Origin of the sequence: Paenibacillus mendelii, assembly GCF_024498075.1 — a bacterium.
GTDB lineage: Bacteria > Bacillota > Bacilli > Paenibacillales > Paenibacillaceae > Paenibacillus_Z > Paenibacillus_Z mendelii.
The window spans coordinates 276,285-298,081 of the sequence record NZ_JANHOF010000002.1; the positions used below are offsets into that span (position 1 = coordinate 276,285).

Annotated in this window: 16 protein-coding genes; all 16 read right to left on the minus strand. The window is 50.0% G+C overall.

From position 1 onward, the window contains the following. Positions 1–65: 65 nt before the first annotated feature. On the minus strand, positions 66–1,031 hold the full coding sequence (locus NNL21_RS08465; RefSeq protein ID WP_204817622.1) for a carbohydrate ABC transporter permease: 966 nt from the start codon (positions 1,029–1,031) through the stop codon (positions 66–68). Positions 1,032–1,112: 81 nt separating this feature from the next. Beyond that, on the minus strand, positions 1,113–1,997 hold the full coding sequence (locus NNL21_RS08470; protein ID WP_204817621.1) for a carbohydrate ABC transporter permease: 885 nt from the start codon (positions 1,995–1,997) through the stop codon (positions 1,113–1,115). Positions 1,998–2,000: 3 nt separating this feature from the next. Further along, on the minus strand, positions 2,001–4,217 hold the full coding sequence (locus tag NNL21_RS08475) for a DUF5696 domain-containing protein (protein WP_204817620.1): 2,217 nt from the start codon (positions 4,215–4,217) through the stop codon (positions 2,001–2,003). After that, entirely contained in the window at positions 4,210–4,473 is a 264-nt protein-coding gene (locus NNL21_RS08480) for a hypothetical protein (protein ID WP_204817619.1), read from the minus strand. Before NNL21_RS08480 ends, NNL21_RS08475 begins: the two co-directional genes overlap by 8 nt. Continuing rightward, complete coding sequence (locus NNL21_RS08485) at positions 4,448–6,271, minus strand: YIP1 family protein (RefSeq protein ID WP_204817618.1); 1,824 nt, start codon at positions 6,269–6,271, stop codon at positions 4,448–4,450. Before NNL21_RS08485 ends, NNL21_RS08480 begins: the two co-directional genes overlap by 26 nt. 21 nt (positions 6,272–6,292) lie before the next feature. Then, a complete protein-coding gene (locus NNL21_RS08490; protein WP_256555123.1) occupies positions 6,293–7,156 on the minus strand; it encodes a carbohydrate ABC transporter permease in 864 nt (287 codons plus the stop codon). A gap of 5 nt (positions 7,157–7,161) precedes the next feature. Then, positions 7,162–7,581: a carbohydrate ABC transporter permease gene (locus NNL21_RS08495; RefSeq protein ID WP_256555124.1), complete on the minus strand. Its 420-nt coding sequence runs from the start codon at positions 7,579–7,581 to the stop codon at positions 7,162–7,164. Positions 7,582–7,622: 41 nt separating this feature from the next. Then, positions 7,623–8,126 carry an ABC transporter permease family protein gene (locus NNL21_RS08500; RefSeq protein ID WP_256555125.1) on the minus strand — a complete coding sequence of 168 codons (504 nt, stop codon included), beginning with the start codon at positions 8,124–8,126 and terminating at the stop codon, positions 7,623–7,625. Then, on the minus strand, positions 8,123–11,149 hold the full coding sequence (locus tag NNL21_RS08505; protein WP_204817616.1) for an extracellular solute-binding protein: 3,027 nt from the start codon (positions 11,147–11,149) through the stop codon (positions 8,123–8,125). The genes NNL21_RS08500 and NNL21_RS08505 overlap by 4 nt, the downstream gene beginning before the upstream one ends. After that, positions 11,134–12,282 (minus strand): ABC transporter ATP-binding protein, encoded by a 1,149-nt coding sequence (locus NNL21_RS08510; RefSeq protein ID WP_204817615.1) that lies wholly within the window; start codon positions 12,280–12,282, stop codon positions 11,134–11,136. The genes NNL21_RS08505 and NNL21_RS08510 overlap by 16 nt, the downstream gene beginning before the upstream one ends. Positions 12,283–12,451: 169 nt before the next feature. Continuing rightward, positions 12,452–13,372, minus strand: a complete 921-nt coding sequence (locus NNL21_RS08515; RefSeq protein ID WP_204817614.1) for an AraC family transcriptional regulator — start codon at positions 13,370–13,372, stop codon at positions 12,452–12,454. Positions 13,373–13,697: 325 nt separating this feature from the next. Beyond that, complete coding sequence (locus NNL21_RS08520) at positions 13,698–16,577, minus strand: discoidin domain-containing protein (protein WP_204817613.1); 2,880 nt, start codon at positions 16,575–16,577, stop codon at positions 13,698–13,700. Positions 16,578–16,684: 107 nt separating this feature from the next. Then, complete coding sequence (locus NNL21_RS08525; protein WP_204817612.1) at positions 16,685–17,752, minus strand: Gfo/Idh/MocA family protein; 1,068 nt, start codon at positions 17,750–17,752, stop codon at positions 16,685–16,687. Between the two features lie 45 nt (positions 17,753–17,797). After that, a complete protein-coding gene (locus NNL21_RS08530) occupies positions 17,798–18,661 on the minus strand; it encodes a sugar phosphate isomerase/epimerase family protein (RefSeq protein WP_204817611.1) in 864 nt (287 codons plus the stop codon). Positions 18,662–18,879: 218 nt separating this feature from the next. Further along, positions 18,880–20,232, minus strand: a complete 1,353-nt coding sequence (locus NNL21_RS08535) for an ABC transporter substrate-binding protein (protein WP_204817610.1) — start codon at positions 20,230–20,232, stop codon at positions 18,880–18,882. 4 nt (positions 20,233–20,236) lie between these two features. After that, positions 20,237–21,793: a response regulator gene (locus NNL21_RS08540; RefSeq protein WP_204817609.1), complete on the minus strand. Its 1,557-nt coding sequence runs from the start codon at positions 21,791–21,793 to the stop codon at positions 20,237–20,239. Positions 21,794–21,797: the final 4 nt, after the last annotated feature.

A 21,797-nucleotide genomic window follows, 5' to 3' on the forward strand; every position in this document is an offset into this window, starting at 1 on the left:
ATCGCCCTCACCTCCTTGGCGTTCTGTCGTCTGAAGATCTGCTGCCTCACGCTACCCCGGCTTGCTTACTCTACCAGCCCGGTGCGTTCAATCCCCTCCGTGAACCAGCGCTGCGCAACCATATACAGCAAAGTCGGAGGCAGCAGGATGAGAAATACGGCCGACATCTTGGCTCCTTCTGTCACAGGATTGAGCTGGATGTTGAATTGACTGAACGTATTTCCTGTGAGCACCCGGTCCAAATTGTCCAAACGAATCGATAGCGGTGTAAAACTTTCGGATAAAAACATAGACGCCTCGTAATACATGTTCCAATACCAGATGAACGAGAACAGAAATACGACAATACAGGCTGACTTCGCAAGGGGCAGCATAATGCGCCAGAACAGCCGGTATGCAGAAGCGCCGTCAAGTTTTGCCGCCTCCTCCAACGACTTTGGCTGCCCATGAAAAAACTGGCTGAATATAATAATGAACAATGCACTCCGCAGCCCTTGCCCGAATAAAGCCGGAATCAGAAAGACGAACGGGGTATTCAGCAGCCCCAGCTTACCGTAAAGGACAAACAGCGGGATGACATATACCTGGGAAGGAATCAAAAACGTAAGCACGACCAGAAACAGCAAAAATTTTCTCCCCGGAAAACGCAGCCGTGCCAGCCCGTAGCCTGTTATCGCACAAATAATCACTTGAATGCCGGAGCAGAACAGCGCAATAACCAGCGTGTTAGTGAACGCTTGCGGATATTCCAACCCCTTCCACGCCTTGACAATGTTGTCGAAATTCCATTCGCGGGGCAAATATTTCACGGTCGGATCGATCAGATCACTGAGACTTTTGAACATCGTTGTCACGATGTATAACAGCGGCTGCATGTACAGAAAAGCCACTATAGTAAGCACAATATAGAGAAGCAGTTTGGCAATCCATCCGTCATTGCTGTTCATTCCAAGAAGCATCAGCTTGCCCCGCTGGCCTTGCCTTCCTCTGGCAAAGGATTTAAACCGTTCCATTACCGCTAGAACCTTCATACGCATCTCCTTTCCTGGACCTGTTCACGGGTATTCTCCAGTTGTAGAACAATTGCATCTGCACAACTGCCCCCGCCCCTATCAACCACTCTTCCTTGACCTGCTGGTGAACCAGATGACAGTCAGCATCATGACAAGCACAACCGCAAAATATAGCCATGCCATCGCACTGGAGTAACCGTAACCGGTTTTCTGCAAAAACATGTGCTTGCTGACAAGCTCCATGATCGGATTAAAGGGAAAGGTAAACATATCTACAAACGTATACAACGTACACAAACCTATAAATGGCTTCATGGCAGGCAGCGTAATTTTCCAGAAGCTCTCCCACGGCGAAGCGCCGTCAATGCGGATCGCCTCATAAATGGAACCGGGTATCGTCTGAAAACCGGCAATAAAGATCAAAATTTGTACACCTGAATACCACAAAATAATAACCGCTTTGCTCAATACGCCCAGTACAGGAGCTGCAAACTGCACTCCGACCGCGCTGGCGACGATTTCCTCCAGTCCGTATTGGCTAATAAACGGCAAATCCCCCTGCCCTTGACGGAACAGTTCCATAAGAACCTGGCCGGTAGCAAAGATGACGGGCAGGAAGAACAGTGCGCGAAACAGCATTCTTCCTCTAAACCGCTGATTGAGCAAAATGGACACAAGAAACGAGAACAAAATAATGAGCGGAATCATAATGACAACTTCCTGGAAATAAAGCAGCAGCTTGACCGAGTACTCACTGTCCTCTGCAAGCACCCTTCTGTAATTTTCAATCCCGACAAAGGTGTACTCCATGCCCTCCGCCTTAAAAGCAACCGTATGAAAACTGATAAACAAGGACCAGCCTATTGGAAATGCCATAAATACCGCAAAGCCAATCGTCCAAGGGAGAAGAAACATATAGCCTACGCTGTATTCCTTCCATCGGTACAAGCTTCGTCCCCGACGGGATGTGCCGGTTGCGGCCATAATCTATTCCTCCCTGATCACCCGAAAGGTTGAAGTATTGTAGTCAACTATCGTTTGGGTTCCGCCTTCATATTCCGTGGCATATACACCATTTTCTAATTTGCGGTGGCCTACAATCGCTTGGCCGTGTACGGCTGAAAGCTTCTTGAAGGCTGTATATTCTTGCAATATCCGCTCCTTCCATTTTGCAAAATGAGTGCTGAACAATTCACCCGACAACGTGTAACGAATATGAATAGAAGGCTCATCAGTCACAATAAAGGAGGGTACCGCCCCATATTCAATCGCTTTCAGAAAATGATCCTGATACCTGTCGCGCAAATTGCCCGCCGTGAACGAATACGGCATTAAACCATGTAGCACAATCGGATAAAACGGCACCGTCTCATCAATATTGAAATCGTAGCTGGATTCAAACTCCAGCTCATGTATACTGTCAGCTGCGGCGAGAATGTAATCGCCTCCTCCTGTGGCTGCTGCATGACCGAGCTGCTGCCCGGCATATTCCATCGCCCCCCGGAACAATAAGGCAGTTTGTTCCCGCTCAAGTTGACGGTCAGGATGATAATCCTTATACACATCCTCGCCATAGCCTGCGAACTTGACCCCATCAGCTCCCAACGATTGCAGCTTGTCGACCGCCATATAAGCTCTGCCTGCCGATTGCTCCGGGGCTATAACGAACATTCCCTTCTGCAATACAGCCGATCCGTCCAACCCCCGGATTCCATCCGTCCGTGGTGAAGCTTCCTTCGCATCCTCGCTATACCGGACAAAATCCTGCTCGAACAACACTTTATAACCTAATTGATGTGCCTTCTCCACCAATGAACGCGCACCCTTGTTCCCGCCAAGCGCCTGCTCTGCAGGAAAAATACCGGTCTGGCCCGCTGCACCGCCCGCTTGCCAGCCTCGCAGCGTAATATCCATCGCTTCAACGCCGCCTGCCGACAGCTCGGAGATCATCTCCTCCGCCTGTGCAAATGTAGTTGCTGCAGCATACCGCCTCCCGACGGCGGTAGAGCCGGAGCTGCCGCCTACAATCGTAAGCTGGAGCGGCAGCTTCTGCTCCTGATCCATCTTTTTCCTCAAGTCGCCGTTTTGTTGAAGATAGGTACGATAAGCTTGTGCCATCTCCACATAACCGACATTCTCTCCGGACAGCAACCGGTATTCAATGACTCGGTCCTGCTCGATGCGTTTCTGCTGAATGGTATTTACAGGGGGGCTTAACTGGCTCAGCCGCTGGCCGTATTCTACCCGGTAGGTCCACTCCGCGCCTACTGTATTAAAGCTGGACACCGTTCCGGCAGCCTGGGCCTTGATCAGGCTGTCGAATTTTCCATCCTTTAAAATCGCGACGAATGCCTCACTGCCGCGCTTGAGCCCAAAAACAGGATAGGTTATGGTCGCTTCCCGTACATTGTCCGGCTTCACGGGTTGATTTGTCAGGTCATTCCCATACATCGGATAACGGTAACCAAGACCTGCCAATGTCCGATTTTCGTCGAAGCGGATGATGCCACCCGGCCCGTCCGGCACAAAGAGATAGCCTTGTTCGTCCTCATTGCGGGCAGCGCCGAAGAACGGAAGTACCTGCAGCGAGATCATAAAGTGATCACCCGCTTCGCGAATGCCGGTTGCCGGAACACGCACCTCCATACCATGTTCGGTCAGTGCATATTGAATGGTGAAGGAGATTTTCAGCTTGGAGAAGCTGTATGTAACCTGAAGCCCCTCTGCGGCAATCCGGTACGTTTTCGTTATGTCCTTGTTAGTCGCGTTCGTAATTGACCGCTGTGTTTTGCCTCTCTCATGATATTCAAGAATAAAGGGCGACTGCAGATTGGACAGCAATGTTCCTTTGACTGTCTCATGCGCCAGCTTTTCCTTCTGCGGGTTGCTGCGCCACAGATAGTCCGACTGCTTGTTTCGCAGCGCAATAACACTCGTTTCCGGGTTCAAATACAGCGCGTAGCCTCGGTTCTCCAGCACAGGTGCGAACCCCTCCGCATCTGTCTGGCGAGGCCGCCATTCCTCTCCCTCGTACAAAGACAACCGTACTGGCGATGGAAGAGGCAGCCCCATCTCTTGGAGCGTGGGCACTCTTTCCTTGCCGGTGAACAGCAGGAGCGCAGCGAGTAATAGCAATGCAGCAATGGCGGCCGGTATCCCATACTTCCGCACCCGCAGCATTGCAGAGCCGTCAAGCTTAGCCATATTGCCCCACCTCCTTGGATAACTCGTAGATAAAGTTGTAAACGTTGTAACTGAGCGCCGATAGGATGGTCAGCATGATCCAGATGACCCCGATCGTCAACAATGTAATGACTGAGTTTCGCAAAGACTCGATAAAATCAAAGTTATGAATAACCTGGGTCATGACAAACAGGAGAACGCCAATCCAAATCCACATGGCCTTCAGCAGCGTATCGGCAACAATCCGCTCCTCAAGTACAATAACGTTTGTCAGCACGAGATAAGGCACCCACCATAAATACGATGTACGGAGCGAACGCGAATGTGCTGGCCTGCAGCACTTCCCTCAGACGTCCCTCGCCATCTTTGACCGTGCTGACCAAATAATTGGCGATGACCCAGGTTAGCCAGCCGCCGAGCAGGATCAGAACCGGCCATATCGGGTTGCGCAGTTCGGGAGGCAATGGATTGAAGGCAAAGCCTGTTGCATACGTCTGACATACCGACAGAACCACGACAAGCACTAAAATCGTCCCAATTGTAACCGGCGATATACGCCGCTCTTTCAGCCGGTAGAAGCCTTCATACGGGTGCAGCAGCAAGTAGCCGAAATCCCGCCACTCCTGGCGGTACACAGCAATCTTCGTCTGCCTGTCCGCTCTGCCTGTATAACTCCGTGTACGCCGCAGTACGAATGCAAGCACAAACCAACAAGCTGCCGCAAGGAGAACGGCGTAAAACAGATATTGTCTGATCCAGCCAAGCCTGACATCCCAGAAGGCCTCGGAATATCCTTTGGCATCTTTTCCTTGCTTGAAATAACCGATTGCATCGGCATAAGCTCCCCGGTAAATCGCAGCTTCACCCAGCCCCCGATATCCGGCGTCAATCATTTCGTTCATCTCGATTGTCCGCTCCCAATAAGGCTCGCTGTCCGCATAGTAGCCTTTGTCGGACAGCGACATCGCCTCCAGCACAGCACTGCCGAACTCCGTCCGCTCGAAAATTTGCACCGTGCCCAGCTTGCTGTCCGCAACCCATAGCTCCTGCTTGGAATTAAGCGCAATCGCTGTCGGGAAACGGAACAGACCGAATCGCTGCGTATCGGCACTCATGCCGCCGAAGCGAAACAGCGCCGTCCCTTGCGGATCGTACACGCCGATCGTATTGAGCGGACTTCGCGAGATGGAATACAGAAAGCCGTTGCTGTCGATGGCTGTATCGACAAGCTGATCCAGATCGCGGAAGCTCTTTCCCCTCAACATATCGATTCCGCCGGCATTAAGCCTCTTGATTTGTCCGCTGAACACCCCGAAATTGGACGTCAGCAGAAATCCGTCCATGTCGATCGTTACATTCGCAACCTCACCGGGCCGGGCGGCTTTCTCTTTCTTCAACTGCTCTGCCGACAATACCCAACGCTGCACCTGCTGTGTGAAGGTCAGGCTCGCCTTGTTCGCTCCGAAAAAGCCCGTGAATTGTCCGGCTTCGTTCATGCGAACGATCCCCTGATACGAGCCTTTGGACACGACATACATCGTTCCCCTCGCATCCACCACAACCTTATGCGGAACATAGAAATAGGCTTCCGGCAGCATGCTCGAATCCGGTTTTTCATATGCCCGGATAAATTTGCCCGACGCATCGAATACAGCTATTCGCTCATTGCCGGTATCTGCAACGTAGACAATCCCGTCAGCCGTGACGAATACGCCTTCAGGCGCATTCAGGGAGCCTTCTCCTTCATCCAGACCGAGCTGGCTTGCAAAACTGCCGTCCGCATGCAAAATGACGATACGATTATTCCCGGTATCCGCAACATAGACCGTATCGTTGGCTGCAATAAACAAATCATTGGGCTCGGCGAAGGCAAGCATTCCCTCCCCCATTCCCCCTTCCCCCCGGCCCGTCACGATCATGCGCGGCGTATAGAGCGGTTGAGTAGACCAAGCGTCACTTCCGCCCGTGTCCGGAATCACATACTCCGTCTGGTATGGCAGCGCTGCTGAAACGACTGCGGGGAAGAACAGGCAGCACAGGCCGATGAGCACCATTATTCGTCTTACTAGTGGCACTGCGGAACCTCCCTTTTTCGTTTATTCTTTAATGCCGGAGTTGACCATGGTTTCCATCACCCTGTTCTGAAACAGCAGAAATACAATCAGATTAGGAACAAACATCATCAATCCGGCAGCCGCAATCATCCCTTGACCGGATACTGCATTTTGCGTTGCTTGGCTTAATGTCTGAATGTAATAAGGCAATGTCTTGAGCGTCTCTTCATGAATATAAAGCGTAGACGCTTCCGTATCGCCCCATACCGCTTGAAAGGTCAAGATGGCTACGGTCGATATTGCCGGAGCGGCGAGCGGTACGACGATGCGCATAAACATGGTCCATTCCGTTGCTCCGTCGATCTTTGCCGCTTCCAGCAGGGAGTCAGGAATTTGCCCGATAAACTGAATGAGCAGAAATACCGATACCGGCGCGGCGATAAACGGCAAAATATGTGCGAAATAAGTATCGCTGACGCCAATGCCGCTTATAATCAGGTACCTGGGAATCTGTACGGTCTCCGCAGCGAACATCAGCGATACATATATGAGCGACATGATGACAGAGCGAAAATGGAACTTAAACTTGGCCAGCGCATAAGCAGCCATTGAGCTGACGACGACGACGGCAACCAAAGTAGTGCTGACCACGATGACACTGTTAAATAAATAACGTGTAAAGGGCACCAGGTCATCCGAAGTGGCATTCCATAACCGCTCAAAGTTTTGCGCAGTCGGGTTTGACACCAGAAAACGCGGCGGGAACAAAAATAGCTCATTAAGCGGTTTAAACGCATGGTTAAACAAAAAGACAATCGGCAGCATCATGAACAGGGCGAGCCCCGTCAAGGCAATGAGCAAGCTGAGACGCCCCAAACGAACCTTTCTTGTTGTCATCACGTGCATGTTGCCTATTCGCCCCCCTTCGGTATGAACAGGCGATAGCAGAACCGGAGCACCAGATAGCTGACGATAAGCAGCATGACGCAAAGTGCAGAAGCATAGCCCAGCTCGAAGCGCAAAAAGGCATAATCGTCGATATGGTTAATGATCAGATGTCCCGCATATTGCGGCGTTATCATTTGTCCGGTAAGCTGCACAGATATGCTGCCGGCCTTTAATGTTCCGACAATCGTCATAATGGCGCTAAACAACATTTGCGGCTTGATCGACGGAATCGTGATATAGAACACTTCCTGCAGCGGATTGGAAATCCCGTCTATTCTCCCGGCCTCATACATCTCCTGATTGACGGTCTGCAGACCGGCCAGAATAGCCAGAAAGCCGATGCTGAAACTGGTCCATAACGAAACAATAATCATAACGCCCATTAGATACCGCGGATCCTGCAGCCATAGCTGCGGGCTGTCAATCAAGCCAAGCTGCAGCAAAATATGATTGAGATAGCCCCTACGCGATCACCGCTGAAAGCAGCCCCCCATACAACGACGAGCGCAACGCCGCCGGCCAGCGAAGGCGCATAAAAAGCCAGCGTGTAATAATCCCTGATTTTCTTCGGAAGCTGGTGAATGAGCCAGGCGAATCCGAAGGAAAGGATATAGCCGCCCGGCCCGACGATTATGGCGAATTTCAACGTGTTGGCCAGAGCAAATTTTAGAAAAATAAGATCCTGAGATAAAATCGCGATAAAATTATCGATGCCTACAAATCTCGGGAACGAGAATCCGTTAAACGAAGTTAAACTGAGCAGTGCGGCAAGCAATACCGGAATAAAAATAAAGACAAGGAAAGAGATCAGGAACGGCGCAAGAAACAAATAGACGACCCTATCCCGCCACACTTCCCGAAAAAACCGGCACAAGCGGCTTAACGGACTTCCCGCAGCCCCCCTCACGGCAATAGCCTGCTTCATCATCGCAACGTCCCCCCATCAAATTCATTCGGGTGCGGAGTACCAGGGACATGCAAATTAATATCTTCAGGCAAACCGAAATCTTCCAGCTTGCGCCTGATTTCCCGCTGCAGGCTGTTGTTGCCATCCTCCAATGCTTCTTTGGCCGGTATCCCCCGCAAAACCCGATCGTTCCAAGCAAAATCCATCACCCGGGGCAAGAAATAATGCCCTGGAACAATTGGAATATTGTTAGCCCAACGGAATTGCTCCTTCATGGCATCCAATTCTTCCTTTGGCCATGGCATAGAGAATAACGCCTCTACATTGGCAGAGTTCCAGCGGTACTCCAGGCCGTACAAGGATTCGACATCCTCGCCGTAACGGCTCTGCACCCCGGTTGAAGTCCACCAATTCAGGAATGTCCAGGCATCCTCCTTGTTGTCGCTATTCTTCATCATCATCGCTCCCGTAGTTGGCTGCTGTGCCCAACGGGCAACTGTACCATCTTCCCCGGGCATACCGGGAATGGGCGCCATCTTCCAATTGCCGGTTATATCGGGTGCAGCAACGTTTAGCATGACATACATCGAGAAGTCAGCTATGCCGACCGGTACATCCCCTTTGCGAAAATGCTCGATGAAGGAAGGGACGTCCAGCGGAAACAAATGTTTGTCGAACAGCTCCGTCCATTCGGTAAAGGCTTCGAGCGATTTCTTCTCACCCAGCTTCGAATCTCTACCTGCTGCGGAGTAAAGATCGGCTTTATTTTGCAGGAAGAAAACGCTAAATTCTTTCGGTGGATAGAAGAATGTCATTCCTTGCTCCTGCAGCGTCGGCATCATCCGGTATACATCGTCCCACGTCTGTGGCGGCTCCAGCCCCAGGCTTTGCAAAATATCGGTACGATAGTACAGCGCATAGAAATTTTGAATTTCCGGTATGCCGTACGTGCCCCCATTATAGCGATAGCTGTTCATAACCCCAGGCAGAAACCGCTGCTCCACCTCTGAAAAACCGGGAAACTGCGAGAGGTCGGCCGCCGCATCGCGCATCGCATAATCAGCCGGCATCTCCGGGGAGACGCCAAGAACGACATCCGGCTGGTCACCGGCCGCATTGCTGAGAATGAGCGCATTCGGATTCGGCATGAGATTGACATTCACCTTAATGCCCGTCTCCGGGGTGAAGTATTGTTCGATCATTTGGTTCAGTACATCGACATAATCGCGTCCTCGCTGCACCCAAACGGTTACAGCCTCCTCCTTGTTAAGTGATTTCTCGTTATACTGCATGGAAAATGTACGAAAAAAATCAACTGTGGAATACCAGACATAATCTGCGGTACCCGCTTCGCGTAATCCTGTATCCGCGCCTGGCGTCCGCAGTGCCAAAGCGTCGATCATCACCATTTGGTCGGAGAGCTGATTAAGCCAGAGTGCAAGGTTATTTTGCGAAACGGTCAGGTCAGCCAGCCTGTTAGGAATATTATCCACATTGCTTGAATAAGTCCGCAGTGTCTCTACCGCAATTTGAATGGCTGTCACCGTATCAGTCTCCGCCTGATGGACTCCCTTCAAATAGGCTGCTGTCCGTTCAAGGCGCTCAATCATCGCTTGTAAATCAGTCCTGATGCCGGGATAATACAACTCCACGTCCCAGGTACGGTTGCGGTCCATGTTGGGCGCATCCCGGCCAAAGCCAAAATTGCCGGTTATGGTCCTCAGCTTGCGATCAAAAGCAGCCATTTGCGATAGCGCCTGTTTAAGTGAAAGAGCTGCAGGTTCTACGACAGATGCATCTGCCGTCATACGCAGAACATGCTTTCCTTTCCCCAAATAAAACCTGAATGGGATTCCATCGTTACTCTGCAGCGGATGAAGACTAAAATTGCCGCTGGAAGGCAGCGCATAAGCAAGCAGTTCACGGAATGGCACCTTGCCGTCAATCGTAATGGTGCGGTAAGAATTGGACTTTCCCCGCCATGATTGTAAATACTTGATCACTATTTCATAGAATCCGTCTTCCGGAACCTCAACCTCCCATTCCACCCACTCCCCGGCAAGCCGCCAGCGTTCTCCTCCAATCGCGTTATACACAATGCGTCCCTTGGGGTCAGGTGAAATATGAGGTTCACGCAGCGAGACGGTCTGAATGCCAGGCTTGGATTTGCCCGCGAACTGTTCCCCCTCGAACACTTTAGCCCAGCCTTGATTGTCATTGCTCTTGCTTTCGTTGCTGGAGGCAGGGGATTGTCCGGCAAGCGCTTGCTGTTTATTCGACATCGCATCCTTATATTCGGCATAGGAATGCACCTGCTCCGGTGCAACAAACCTCAGACTGCCGAGCGCCACCGGTTCCCTGCCACCGGTCATTCGCAACACGTGACGCCCTTTCGTTAAATGCCATTGTAACGGCTGCGATGAAGCTTTGTAATCAGCTGCTGCCATAGTCCGCCACCCTATGCGTTCGGTTTGAACCGGCCGTAATTCATTGCCCAATTCATTGCGGCTATACGGATACTGATCGTCTTTCCATACACGGTCCAGCGTAATGGATGCCGCCTCCCGGAACGGGACGGCACCGTCAATCTCAATCCCTCTGACAACCGGAGAGAAACTGCCTTCCAATGGCAAATAGTCGAGTTCCATCTCGTACAGTCCTTCTTCTTGAACCTCCAGCTCCCATTCCACCCAACCTGTGTCGTTCATCCAGCGCATGATATCACCGCCTGTCTCTGCATCATGCGTCCGCTCGATGTCCGCATCGGCTGATTTGGCCGTATAGCGGGCGGCAGCAATGACAATCTCGCTGTTTTTTTGTGCCTGTTTCAAGCCCAATGAAGAATAGGTACGCTGAGCGTCCAAATAGTAGGACGGCTGATGCTCTTCGCGGCCTCCTAAGCTGCCGGCAGCAGTAAGCTCGTCTACTGGCAGCTGCGGATAGTTTACAGTTTCAGCATTAAGCGAGCGGATAGTCAGGAACAGCGCTGCCGCAGCGATGAGCATGACAAGTGTGACACTCGGTTTGTTCAACTTCCGGAACATGAAGAGATTGCCTCCCTGCTGCGGATTGCCAGCCCATCTTCCTTACGGAAAAACAACGCCTTCTCCATTTGAATCACGGCCTCAGCTTGATCATCGACCGCAATATTTGTATGCGCTTCCATTCGCGAAACGACCGGCTTATCCTGGCCCACATTTATGAAGACGAATGTATCGGAGCCCATCAGCTCCACCATCTCTACACGGCCTTGAATTTTCCATTGGGGGAAGTCTTCAAGCGCCATTGCCCCCGACATAATATGTTCCGGCCGGACACCGAGTACAACTTGCCGTGAAGGAGCGGGATCTTGGCGCAAATCATACGCTCGCCTGTCTGGCACTGCCAGCCTCAAGCGCTTGTTTTCGAAGTAAAGCTGGCCGTCCCGCTGCGTAATTTCCCCTTCAATGAAATTCATCTGCGGTGTTCCAATAAACCCGGCGACAAACATATTTAGCGGACGATCATACAGCTCTTGAGGACGGGCGACCTGCTGAATCCTGCCATCCTTCATCACAACGATCCGCGTTCCCATCGTCATAGCCTCTGTCTGGTCGTGCGTCACGTAGACGGTTGTCGTCTGCAGCTGGCTATGCAGCTTGATCAGCTCGGCACGCGTCTGAGCGCGCAGCTTCGCATCAAGATTGGACAGCGGTTCATCCATCAGAAATACTTGCGGCTCCCGGACGATAGCCCGTCCAAGCGCCACGCGCTGCTTCTGGCCGCCGGAGAGCTGACTGGGCCGTTTGCTCAACAAATGCGATATTTCCAAGATTTTTGCCGCCCGGGTCACCTGAAGCTCAATTTCATACTTGGCAACCTTGCGCAGTTTCAGGCCAAGCGCCATATTCTCGTAAATGGTAAGATTCGGGTACAACGCGTAATTCTGAAAAACCATTGCAATATCGCGATGCTTGGGCGCTACATAATTAATAAACTTATCGCCGATATAGATTTCCCCCTTGGAGATCTCCTCCAGGCCGGCAAGCATTCGCAGTGTCGTTGTTTTGCCGCATCCGGAAGGACCGACGAGCACCAGAAACTCGCCGTCCAGGACGTCAAGATTAAAATCGATCACAGACGGGCGATCCTCATTGCCATAGTATTTATATACCTGTTTAAATTTTACATCGGCCATATCTGACATCTCCTAACCTGTTGCTTCACTCCATACTTTTCTAGCATAAAGGAATCTGATGCAATTTTATTTAGCTGCCATAACGCATTTCTTGTTCTAGACTTTGTTCTTATTCGTTCATACCCTGGTTCTTCAAAGCAGCAAGTTGGCCTTCTTGACCACGATTGGGTTAAGTTGGTGCAGATGTTTTAAGCGTATGGGCATAAAATTTCGGGGAAAGCCCCTCCATTCGTTTGAACAATTTGCTGAAATAATGAATATCCTTAATGCCAACCATCTCGCCGATTTCGGTAACGGTATATTTTCTTTCCAGCAGCAGCGCTTTCGCCTTCTCTATTCGCAGTTGATTCAGAAATTCAAGGATGGTTTTACCCGTTGCCCGCTTGAACTGCACTCTCAAATAATTAGGGGACAGATGGACCAGTTCAGCCAAATCCTTTATATCGATCGGGTCTGAGTAGTGCTTGTACATATACTGGATAACACGGACAATATGCGGTCTTCCGAAATCATCTTTCCAGACGCCCTCATTGGTTGCAATCTCGGCGATCAACTGTCTAATGACCGTCAGCATATTCGAACGCATGGCAAGGTGATAGCCGTAAGTCTTCAATTCGAAGCATTGCAGCATATCAACGAAGGGCTGGCGGTACTTCAAAGGCTCTTTCAGCCGTGTCAAATACGGAATTTCCACCTCGGCAAACTCAACGATTGGCCGCTGCAGCAGATCGTTCTGGACTGGAATATGATCAAGATTTATATAGTCCCATTTCGTATACACTTCTTCAGGAAAGTTCAAATTTTCACCCATATAGATCCAGTCAAAATGAACGGCATAATAGTGGAAGTTCTCTCCTGCAGGCACATAACAGTAATGCTCGGTATGCGGGGGCATATAAAGCATATCCCCTGCCTGCAGAACGTACTCTTTCCCCTCGATCCAATAGACGCAAGTGCCCTCCAGCACATTGATTATTTCATGGTCATAGATGATCCTTTGCGGAACCTTGTATTCCTCGTTGCCACTGTTTTGCTGAATGTAACGTACATAGGGCGCGATATTCATGAAATCCACCTTTTTAATCCACACACAGCAAGCCTCCCCTGTTATGTATATTCATAGATTCATTACCGATCAAGAATGCTGCTTTCTGTTTGTTCTGCTTGTTTCAAGGGTATCATTCGCTCCACTAATGGAGAATGGCCGTATTTTACCTTCTATAGGGGATAGATTTACCGCAGCTTCACAAGATGATTCCTCATATCTTTAATATCCGCTCGATCTGCGAAAGGGGACGATATAAGAGAAGTTGGAAGCTGAGCAAACGGGATAACGGCAAAAAAAAACGCGCGATCATAAAGAATCGCGCGCACTTCGTCTTCAGGCTTCAGGGGACAGCTGTATGAAGGGAAGTTCAGCCGAATAGCTGTAACTCCCTTATAGCCGCCCAGTTCACACTGCCGGTTATTGTAATACGGACATATCGGTAAGAACCGCTCACCGGATCGCTTGTGATTTGACCATTTATTCCTGACCCTGTATGATCCGCAAGCGTTGTCCAGGTGCTATTGTCCAGCGAGCCTTCAACTTTGTATTTCCACGAATCGATGGCATAAAATTTCGTGATCACTTCATTCATTTTATGAGACGTTCCCAAATCTACATGCAGCCATTGCGGCTTGGTTCCGTCTGCTGCGCACCAATAAGTCGAATCGTCTCCGTCCAATGCCATAGCGCCGCTGCAAGCAGCCCCATTGTTCGTGGAGACAGTCGCCGTCTTGCCCGATGCTGCATTCGTTTTTCCGTATATTTCGAACTCGCGAATGGCTCCCCAATTGACAGCATCCGTAATGGTGATTTTGACATATCTAAAAACCCCGCTTACCGAATCATTGGCGATCTGATTGGTCACGCCTGCGGCAGTCTTGTCAACCAGCATTGTCCAATTGCCGTTGTCAGTCGAGCCTTCGATTTTATATTTCCAGGAATCGAGCGCATAGAAGCTCGTTGTAATCTTCTCCAGTTTGCTCATCGCACCAAGATCTACAGTCATCCATTGCGGTTTGCTTCCATCCGCCGCACACCAATAGGTTGTATGATCGCCGTCTACGGCTTTGGCGCCATTGCAGCCCGGACCATTGTCGCTTGATGCCGATACCGTTTTATGCTGCGACAACAATGACAACGCTTCTGTTCCAAGCACCCTGAATTCCCCAATAGCAGCCATCGTTTGTCCATCAAAGCCTGTGATGGTAATCTTCACATACCGGTAAGCGCCGCTTGCCGAATCGGTCGTATGCTGTGCCAATACTCCTGCTGACGTATGATCGGCAATTGTACTCCAATTGCTTTGATCGACAGACCCTTCCAGCTTATACTTCCACCGATTCGAAAGGTAAAATGACGTCTCAATGCCCGAAATATTTTTGATCGCTCCCATATCCACCATCAGCCATTGCGGTACCGTTCCTGAACTGGCAATCCAATGTGTATCATAGAGTCCATCCAGAGCCAGAGAGCCGTCGTGCCCCGGGCTGCTGCTTGATACCGTGACACTTTTGTAAGCGGATTGATTCGTATCCCCCTCATTATCCGCAATCGGCTTATTGCTGACGATCAGCAGCCATTCTCCGGCAGAAGGCCGGTTCGGTACCGTCCATTGACCGCCAGCCGGCGTGAATGTATCCAAGTTTATATATTCGCCATTTCTCGGATCGTACCATTTGGCCGTATAGGATGCGGTTGCAGACATATTTTTTATGACGCCTGTCGATTGTCCCTCGCCAAAGAAATAGACGACATACGTATCGCTGCCATCAGAAGATAAGAGCGTGTGCGAGGGATCCGTAAACGAGCCCCAAGTGCTGCTGTCAAAACGCGGCACCAGCTTCCACCATTCCAAGGCGGTATAGAATCGTTTGAAGAAACCAAGTTGATCGGCCGTGCGCAGATTGGCGCCATCGTACCACCAATAATAGCGCTGCGGCAGTTCATAAGCCGTTCCGAAATCGTCAGGCTCTCCGGGCTTGGAATAAACATCGTTCCAAACGCCTGCCGCCCCGTAGCCATAGCCGTAAATGCCATACTGGAAAGCTTTATACGCCGCCCCCAGCGCCCCTTTCGAATCGGCCCAAAACTTCTCGTACCCCGTCTCATAGAGAACCGCAGGTTTATGTGGGGCAGTGTTCCAGAAGTCCTTGGCCGCATTCATATCCGTCATGTCAACATGCATCTGTACCGCCCAGCCGTCATGATAGGATTTGTCCGCCCACCAGGAATCGGATGCCGTCGTTGCGCCAGTTCCCTCCATATGAGGCATAATGAGATGATTATAATCGTCATTGTCTTCAATACCATTGCCTGCAGCAAACCATTTCCCTATTGTTGCGGCATTATAAGCGCCATACAAATTTTTGTCGATTTCCTGCCCAATGGTCCAAATAACCGGATAGGCACCGTAACGAGCGACCCAATATTTCGCAACTCGGGCCATATATGCTTCTGTATAAACATTCGGATAATTGACGGGATCGCCTACCCAACTAATCTGGGAGTTCGAATGAACAAGTCCCTGATCGGCGATATAAGCAAATTTGCGATCCAAATTATGAAACCCCGCCAGATCGGCGCTCGAAAATCCGTCGCTCAGGTTAGCTACCTCTTCTTCGTTATTCTCGGCATGGTCGCCTCCGCCGTGCGGCTGCCAGATGGCCTGTGATTGATAAACGGTAAAGCCTTGACTTACCCGCTTATCGACCGTGTATTTGAACTGGGATGGCACACCATCAACGTTGGATGTTTCAAAGCGCTCGTGAGGCATGATCCAATGCGTATCTCCCAAATAGAAAAAAGGGGAACCATCCGCATAGGTCAAATACCTGCCGTCATTGCTTTTACTCAAAAATCCGCGCTTGTAGATTTCATGGCTGCCGACGTACGGCCTACTCTCTATTGTTCGTGTAATGTTGTGGAGTCCGCCGTCCGTAGGGTCGGATGAGGTCGTCGTCATGGTCCATAAGCCTGTTGCGACAGGCGCAAACCTGACCTTCCATGTATTTCCGCCATCCCAAAATGCCGGGCGTGAAATAACAGCTCCGCCCGGTCCTGCGAATTCAGCCGTTACATCTACATCGTTGAAGGGATCTGCATATGTTTTGGAGCTGGTCAGTGATATTTCCGCAACTCTCCATTGATCGACCGAGTAATCGGCAGCAAGGCTGGTGGATACCTTGACACCTAGAATAAGTACGAGACTAACAATGACGACAAGCGTAGCTATACTTTTCTTCCGCATGGTTTCTCAAAACCTCCCGTCAAATTGTATGCCATTGCCGACTGCTGAAATCTCAAAAAAAGGTTGACCGACGCTAATAGTACCGGCAACCTTCTTAATAAGAACATTTATGAATCGAATACAATTTCACGCTGCTGTTGGCCTGACTCGTAGATCGCACACAAAATTTTCATAATTTCAATGCCATCTTCGACCGTACTGATCGGCGTGTTCCCCGTTTGAATACAATCGATAAAATGGTCGATTTCATTCTGGAAAGCGGAATAGACGTCAATATGCGGCTTATTTACCTGTGGCTGAAGATTGACGATGGTATCGTACTTCTCCGAAACGATCATAAACTCGGGATCAATTTCCATTCCGCCCTTGTCACCGAAAAGTTTGAGACAAACTTCATCTTTCTTGGCATGCAGCGTAAAACTGGCATCGACCTGAAGGCTCGAACCATTTTCAAATCGGATGAGCGCCACTGCCAAGTCTTCGATCGTATTCGGGAGCTGGGTGTCATAATCCGCAGCTTTGTAAAAATCGAGTCCTTTCACATTCCGGCGATTGCCCAGTTTGTGATGAACGGCCCCGTTAACCGATTTCACCTTCGGCTTGCCCATTAAATACCAGCAGAGATCAATAATATGAACACCTACATCGATAAGCGGACCGCCGCCGGACCGGTTAATATCGGCGAACCAGCCGCCGGGATTTCCAAGCCGCCGCAAACAGGAAGCTTTAGCATAGTAGATTTCGCCTAAATCTCCATTGTCGACAAACTGTTTAGCCGTCTGTGCGTTTTCATCGAACCGCCGCACAAAGCCCATTTGAAATATCTTTCCGCTTTGGCGCACGCTCTCTCCGATCCGCAAAGCTTCCTCGACTGTCTTGCATAGCGGTTTTTCAATCAGCACATGCTTGCCTGCATTCAACGCTGCAATCGCAATCTCTGCATGGGTATCGTTCCAAGTGCAAATGCTCACTCCGTCAATTTCCGGATCGCTTAACAGCTCCCGATAATCCGTGTAATATTGTTCCACTTGATTTTGATCCGCAACCTGCTTGGCCCGCTCCGGATTAACATCACATACCGCGCGCAATTCAACATGCGGGTTTTTGGCATAACTGGACAGATGAAGACCTGAAATCGTACCTAGTCCAATAACTCCAATTTTCACATTACTCATCGTAACACGCTCCTGCTCATCATTTAGATCCGATTAATCGTCTGGCTAGGCTTCGTTCCATAATCTGCGGGCATTATCCATTCCAACTTTAGCTCCGTAAAAGCACGAATGATTTCCCTCATATTCAATAGAGATATAGCCTTGATATCCCGATTGTTTAATCGCCCTGATTACTTCCGGCTGATCGATATCGCCATGTCCTACGATCGCGCCTCTTAACAGATTGCCGCCAAGTGTAGGAAACCATCCTTCACCGTATTCCCGCCATCCCTGTCGAAGATGAAAATCTTTCAGATGGATCATGGAAGCAATAGGCAAGTTTTTCTTAACCGCCACGACGGAATTTTCATCTGCACACATAAAATTGCCTACATCCACCAATGTGCGGAAATTAGATCTGCCAACCTCATGCACGAGCGTCTGCAATCTGTCGCTGGCTTGAATATAATAACCGTGGTTCTCAACGCTGGTCGTGATATTGTGCTGACTGGCATAATCGGCTATCTCCCTGCAAGCTTCTACAAGTACAGGAAGGTCCTTGTTGAAATTTTGGATGGTGCAATCGGGGAGCGGTCTCGTTCCAACATCATGACGCATGTGGGCAACGCCTAACGCATGGGCGATATCCACTTGTTTCTTCACGCGTTCTATCTCGTTTCGAACTTCATCTGCGTCCTCATGCAGAAAATTGGCTCCAATCGCATAATTGGATATATCAATCCCCGCTTCATCTGCTTTTTTGCGAATTTGCTCGACTAAACCCGGATCATCATCAAGCGTAAACCCGATCGGAACAATTTCAATATGTTCCCCGCCGTTGTCGGCCACCCACTGCACCAAATCCAGGATCATCATGCCTTCATCCCGAATCGCCCTGTGCAGGCTGTAAGAACTTATGCCCAGCTTCATTTGTCTATCTCTCCTATCCTTTTTACGTATTTGTCTGAACCCTTTATAAGCGGAGATCTTTCATACATGCTTCAATGACCTGCCAGCCATGCCACCTCCAATTTCGTTCGTTTAATGTCTTTAGCATATCGTAATCGCTTTCATTAATATTTGGTTTGTACATTGCTCTTTTTGTTCAATTTATCTTCTTTGTTTCATTCTTATTTGTTCCATTATTGTTACTCTTGCTGAGCCTGTTTTTGGCGGAGCATTTCTTCCTGCAATTCCTGCGCCCGTCCCAGCCGCTTAGGGTCAAAGGGAACACCGGATATAATGCCTTGCAGTTCTTCCATCAACGCGTCTATTGAAGGTGTGCTGATGAACAGGGGCCAACTCGGATAAGATTGAGCCTGTTTGGAATAATCCATCAGTTCAGCCATGACCGGTTTGTCAAATGTCGGTTCCATGTTTTTCAATGCCGGGAGCAGGCCATTGCCGCTGCTGAACGGGATATAAATGTCTTTGCTTAACATGATCCTAACCAGATCCTTTGCCTCCTCCAGCAATGGTGTGGCAGCATTGACCGAAACAAATTGGTCCGTGGAAAAAACCATGTCATAGTAGCCATTCTCGTCAGCTATTGGGAAAAAACCAAGCTTAATCTTGTCCCCTACTGCCCCGGGCAGCCACGGCCCCTGCATCACGATAGCTGCACGGCCGGAGGTGAGCAGCTGTACCGACTGGCCCCAATCGATACTAAGCGCATTTTGATTGATATACTCCAGCTTTTTTAACCTTTCAAAAAATTGCATAGCCGCCTGTGCCTCGGGGCCGTCAAGCCGTTTACTTCCCGTACCAAGAGCAGAACCATATGCTTCATCATTACCGTATCCAACAGATTGCAGCAAGGATTCGAAGTACATGCGCATGGACCACAAATCCTTGAATCCGGCCGCAATGGGAATGATCCCTGCCTGTTTCAAATTTCTGCAAACTTCAAGCAGCTCGAGCAGATTGCGCGGTGCCTGCAGGTCCAATTTCTCAAATATCGACTTGTTGTACCAGTACCCCTTAACGCCAACCCCCATAGAAGCCGCGAACACTTTTCCGGCATAAGGCTGGTATTCTTCTTTGTCAGTCTTGTAGCTTAGAAACTGCTGAACCTGCGGAATAAACTGCTTGGCCCACGGCTCATCACTTAAGTCTGCCAAGTAGCCCGCTTCGGTAAGAGCGACGACATGCTGATGATAAAACACATCAGGAGCCGATTGGGATGCCAATTGTGTTTCCAGCTTGCGGTAATAATCATTGCCGAGCTTCGTCTCCCATTGAATCCTCGCTAACGGGTAAAGCTCCCGAAATGCTTTTTCCGTATTGGCCTGGAATTGCTTCATCACCTCACGATCATCTATAAACCAGGCACCGACGCGGATCGTGAAAGCACCGGTCTGTTTGCCGCCGTCCCCTTGATTCCTGTCCTCTTCTCCCCCTGGCCGAAGCCATGTACAGGCTGATATCGTGAGCAGAGAGCAAACGATCAGCACACTAATAAGCGCATGTCTTACAAATGGTCTGTCTCGGTGTACGGTCATCCGCTCACTCCTTCCCCTGACGCATTTCTTCCCTATATGCCATCGGTCCTCTCCCGTATTGAAGCTTGAACGCCTCGCTAAAATGCTGCGGGTCCTTGAAACCGACCGCATACGCAATTTCATATACCATCAGATCCGTTTGGAGCAGCTTTTTTCGTGCCTCCTCCAGCCTGCATTCCCGTAAAATATCGCGAAAATTGCGTTCTGATTCCTTCTTGATGATGCGGCTCAAATACGAGTAATTCACATTCAGCTTCTCGGCAATCATTTGCAGCGTCAAATCCTCAGCATAATGATCCCTGATCAGCCTGCTCGCCTGAGCATAAAGACGAGAGGTAGATTCATCCTGCTTCTCACAAATTTGCACTTGAGTCTCCTGCATAAAATCTCTGAGAAGCTGCACCATCTCAGTTAACACATTACTCTCCAGCAGCTTCTCACGTCTCTCCACACGCTCCGCAGCAGTCGGCTCGATCCCATACAGCCTCTGCTCCGCTTCAAGAGCCTCCACAATGAGCAGATTGGCGTTGCGGATCTCTGTTTTGTTGAATCCATCAAGCAGCATTTGTTTGTACGAGGCTTGCAAATAATCGTTTGCCTCCTCCCATCGCCCATCCCCAATAAGCTTCATAAACTCCTGTATCATGTGGTGGCGACGTTCCGTCTGCCTGATGTATAAATCATCCAATGCCTCATAGGCGATTAAGGAACCATTTCCAAGCAGCATCCGATATTCCATGCACTGTTTCACCTGACGAATGGCTTCCGGCAGTTGGAGGAAGGATTCCATAGGTTCGCTAATGCCAATCGATACGCTGCCTGAAGAGCTTCCACCCAGCAAAGACAGGATCGTTCGCGCAGACTCCATAATGTCGCTAGCCGAGACTGGAGGGATTTGTTCTTTACGATCGAATAGGAGAAAATAGATGCCTGAAGCGGATAATGCCGACCAGTATGACCATCCGCCTTGCCCAAGCTCCGCTTCAATCCGGTCTTTCAGTCTAAGTCTGGAAATGGGGGCGCCACTGTAAGCTTCAGCGACTGCAGATTGATCCAAATCGACGTACATCAGCATATACGGGCGTGCGGCAATCCCTCTTACTTCCAGCCAACTTTGCTTGGCAACATCGGAATAATTTCCGCTGCCAAAATAGGCGAAAAATTCGTCCTGCCACACCCATTCATGCTGGCGCAGCGCGTAGGGCTCCAACAATTTCACGCTCTTAACAAGCACCTCCGGCTGAAAAGGTTTCGTAATGAAATCAACGACTCCAAGCTTCACTGCTTGCTGCGCATATTCGAACTCACCGTAAGCGGTCAGAAACATAACCGGCATTCCCCGGTATTCCTGCCGGATGCGGCTCGCCAATTCAATACCGTCCATAACGGGCATCATAATATCCGTCACGACCAGATCCGGCCGCAGCATGCGAATGCACTCCAAAGCCTCCTGACCGTTAGCTGCCAGCCCCACCACCTCGCAGCCTGCTTCTCTCCAATGCGGCATCTTCCCGATATAGTCCCGAATCCCTTTCTCATCATCAACGACGACAATTCGCAAGTCC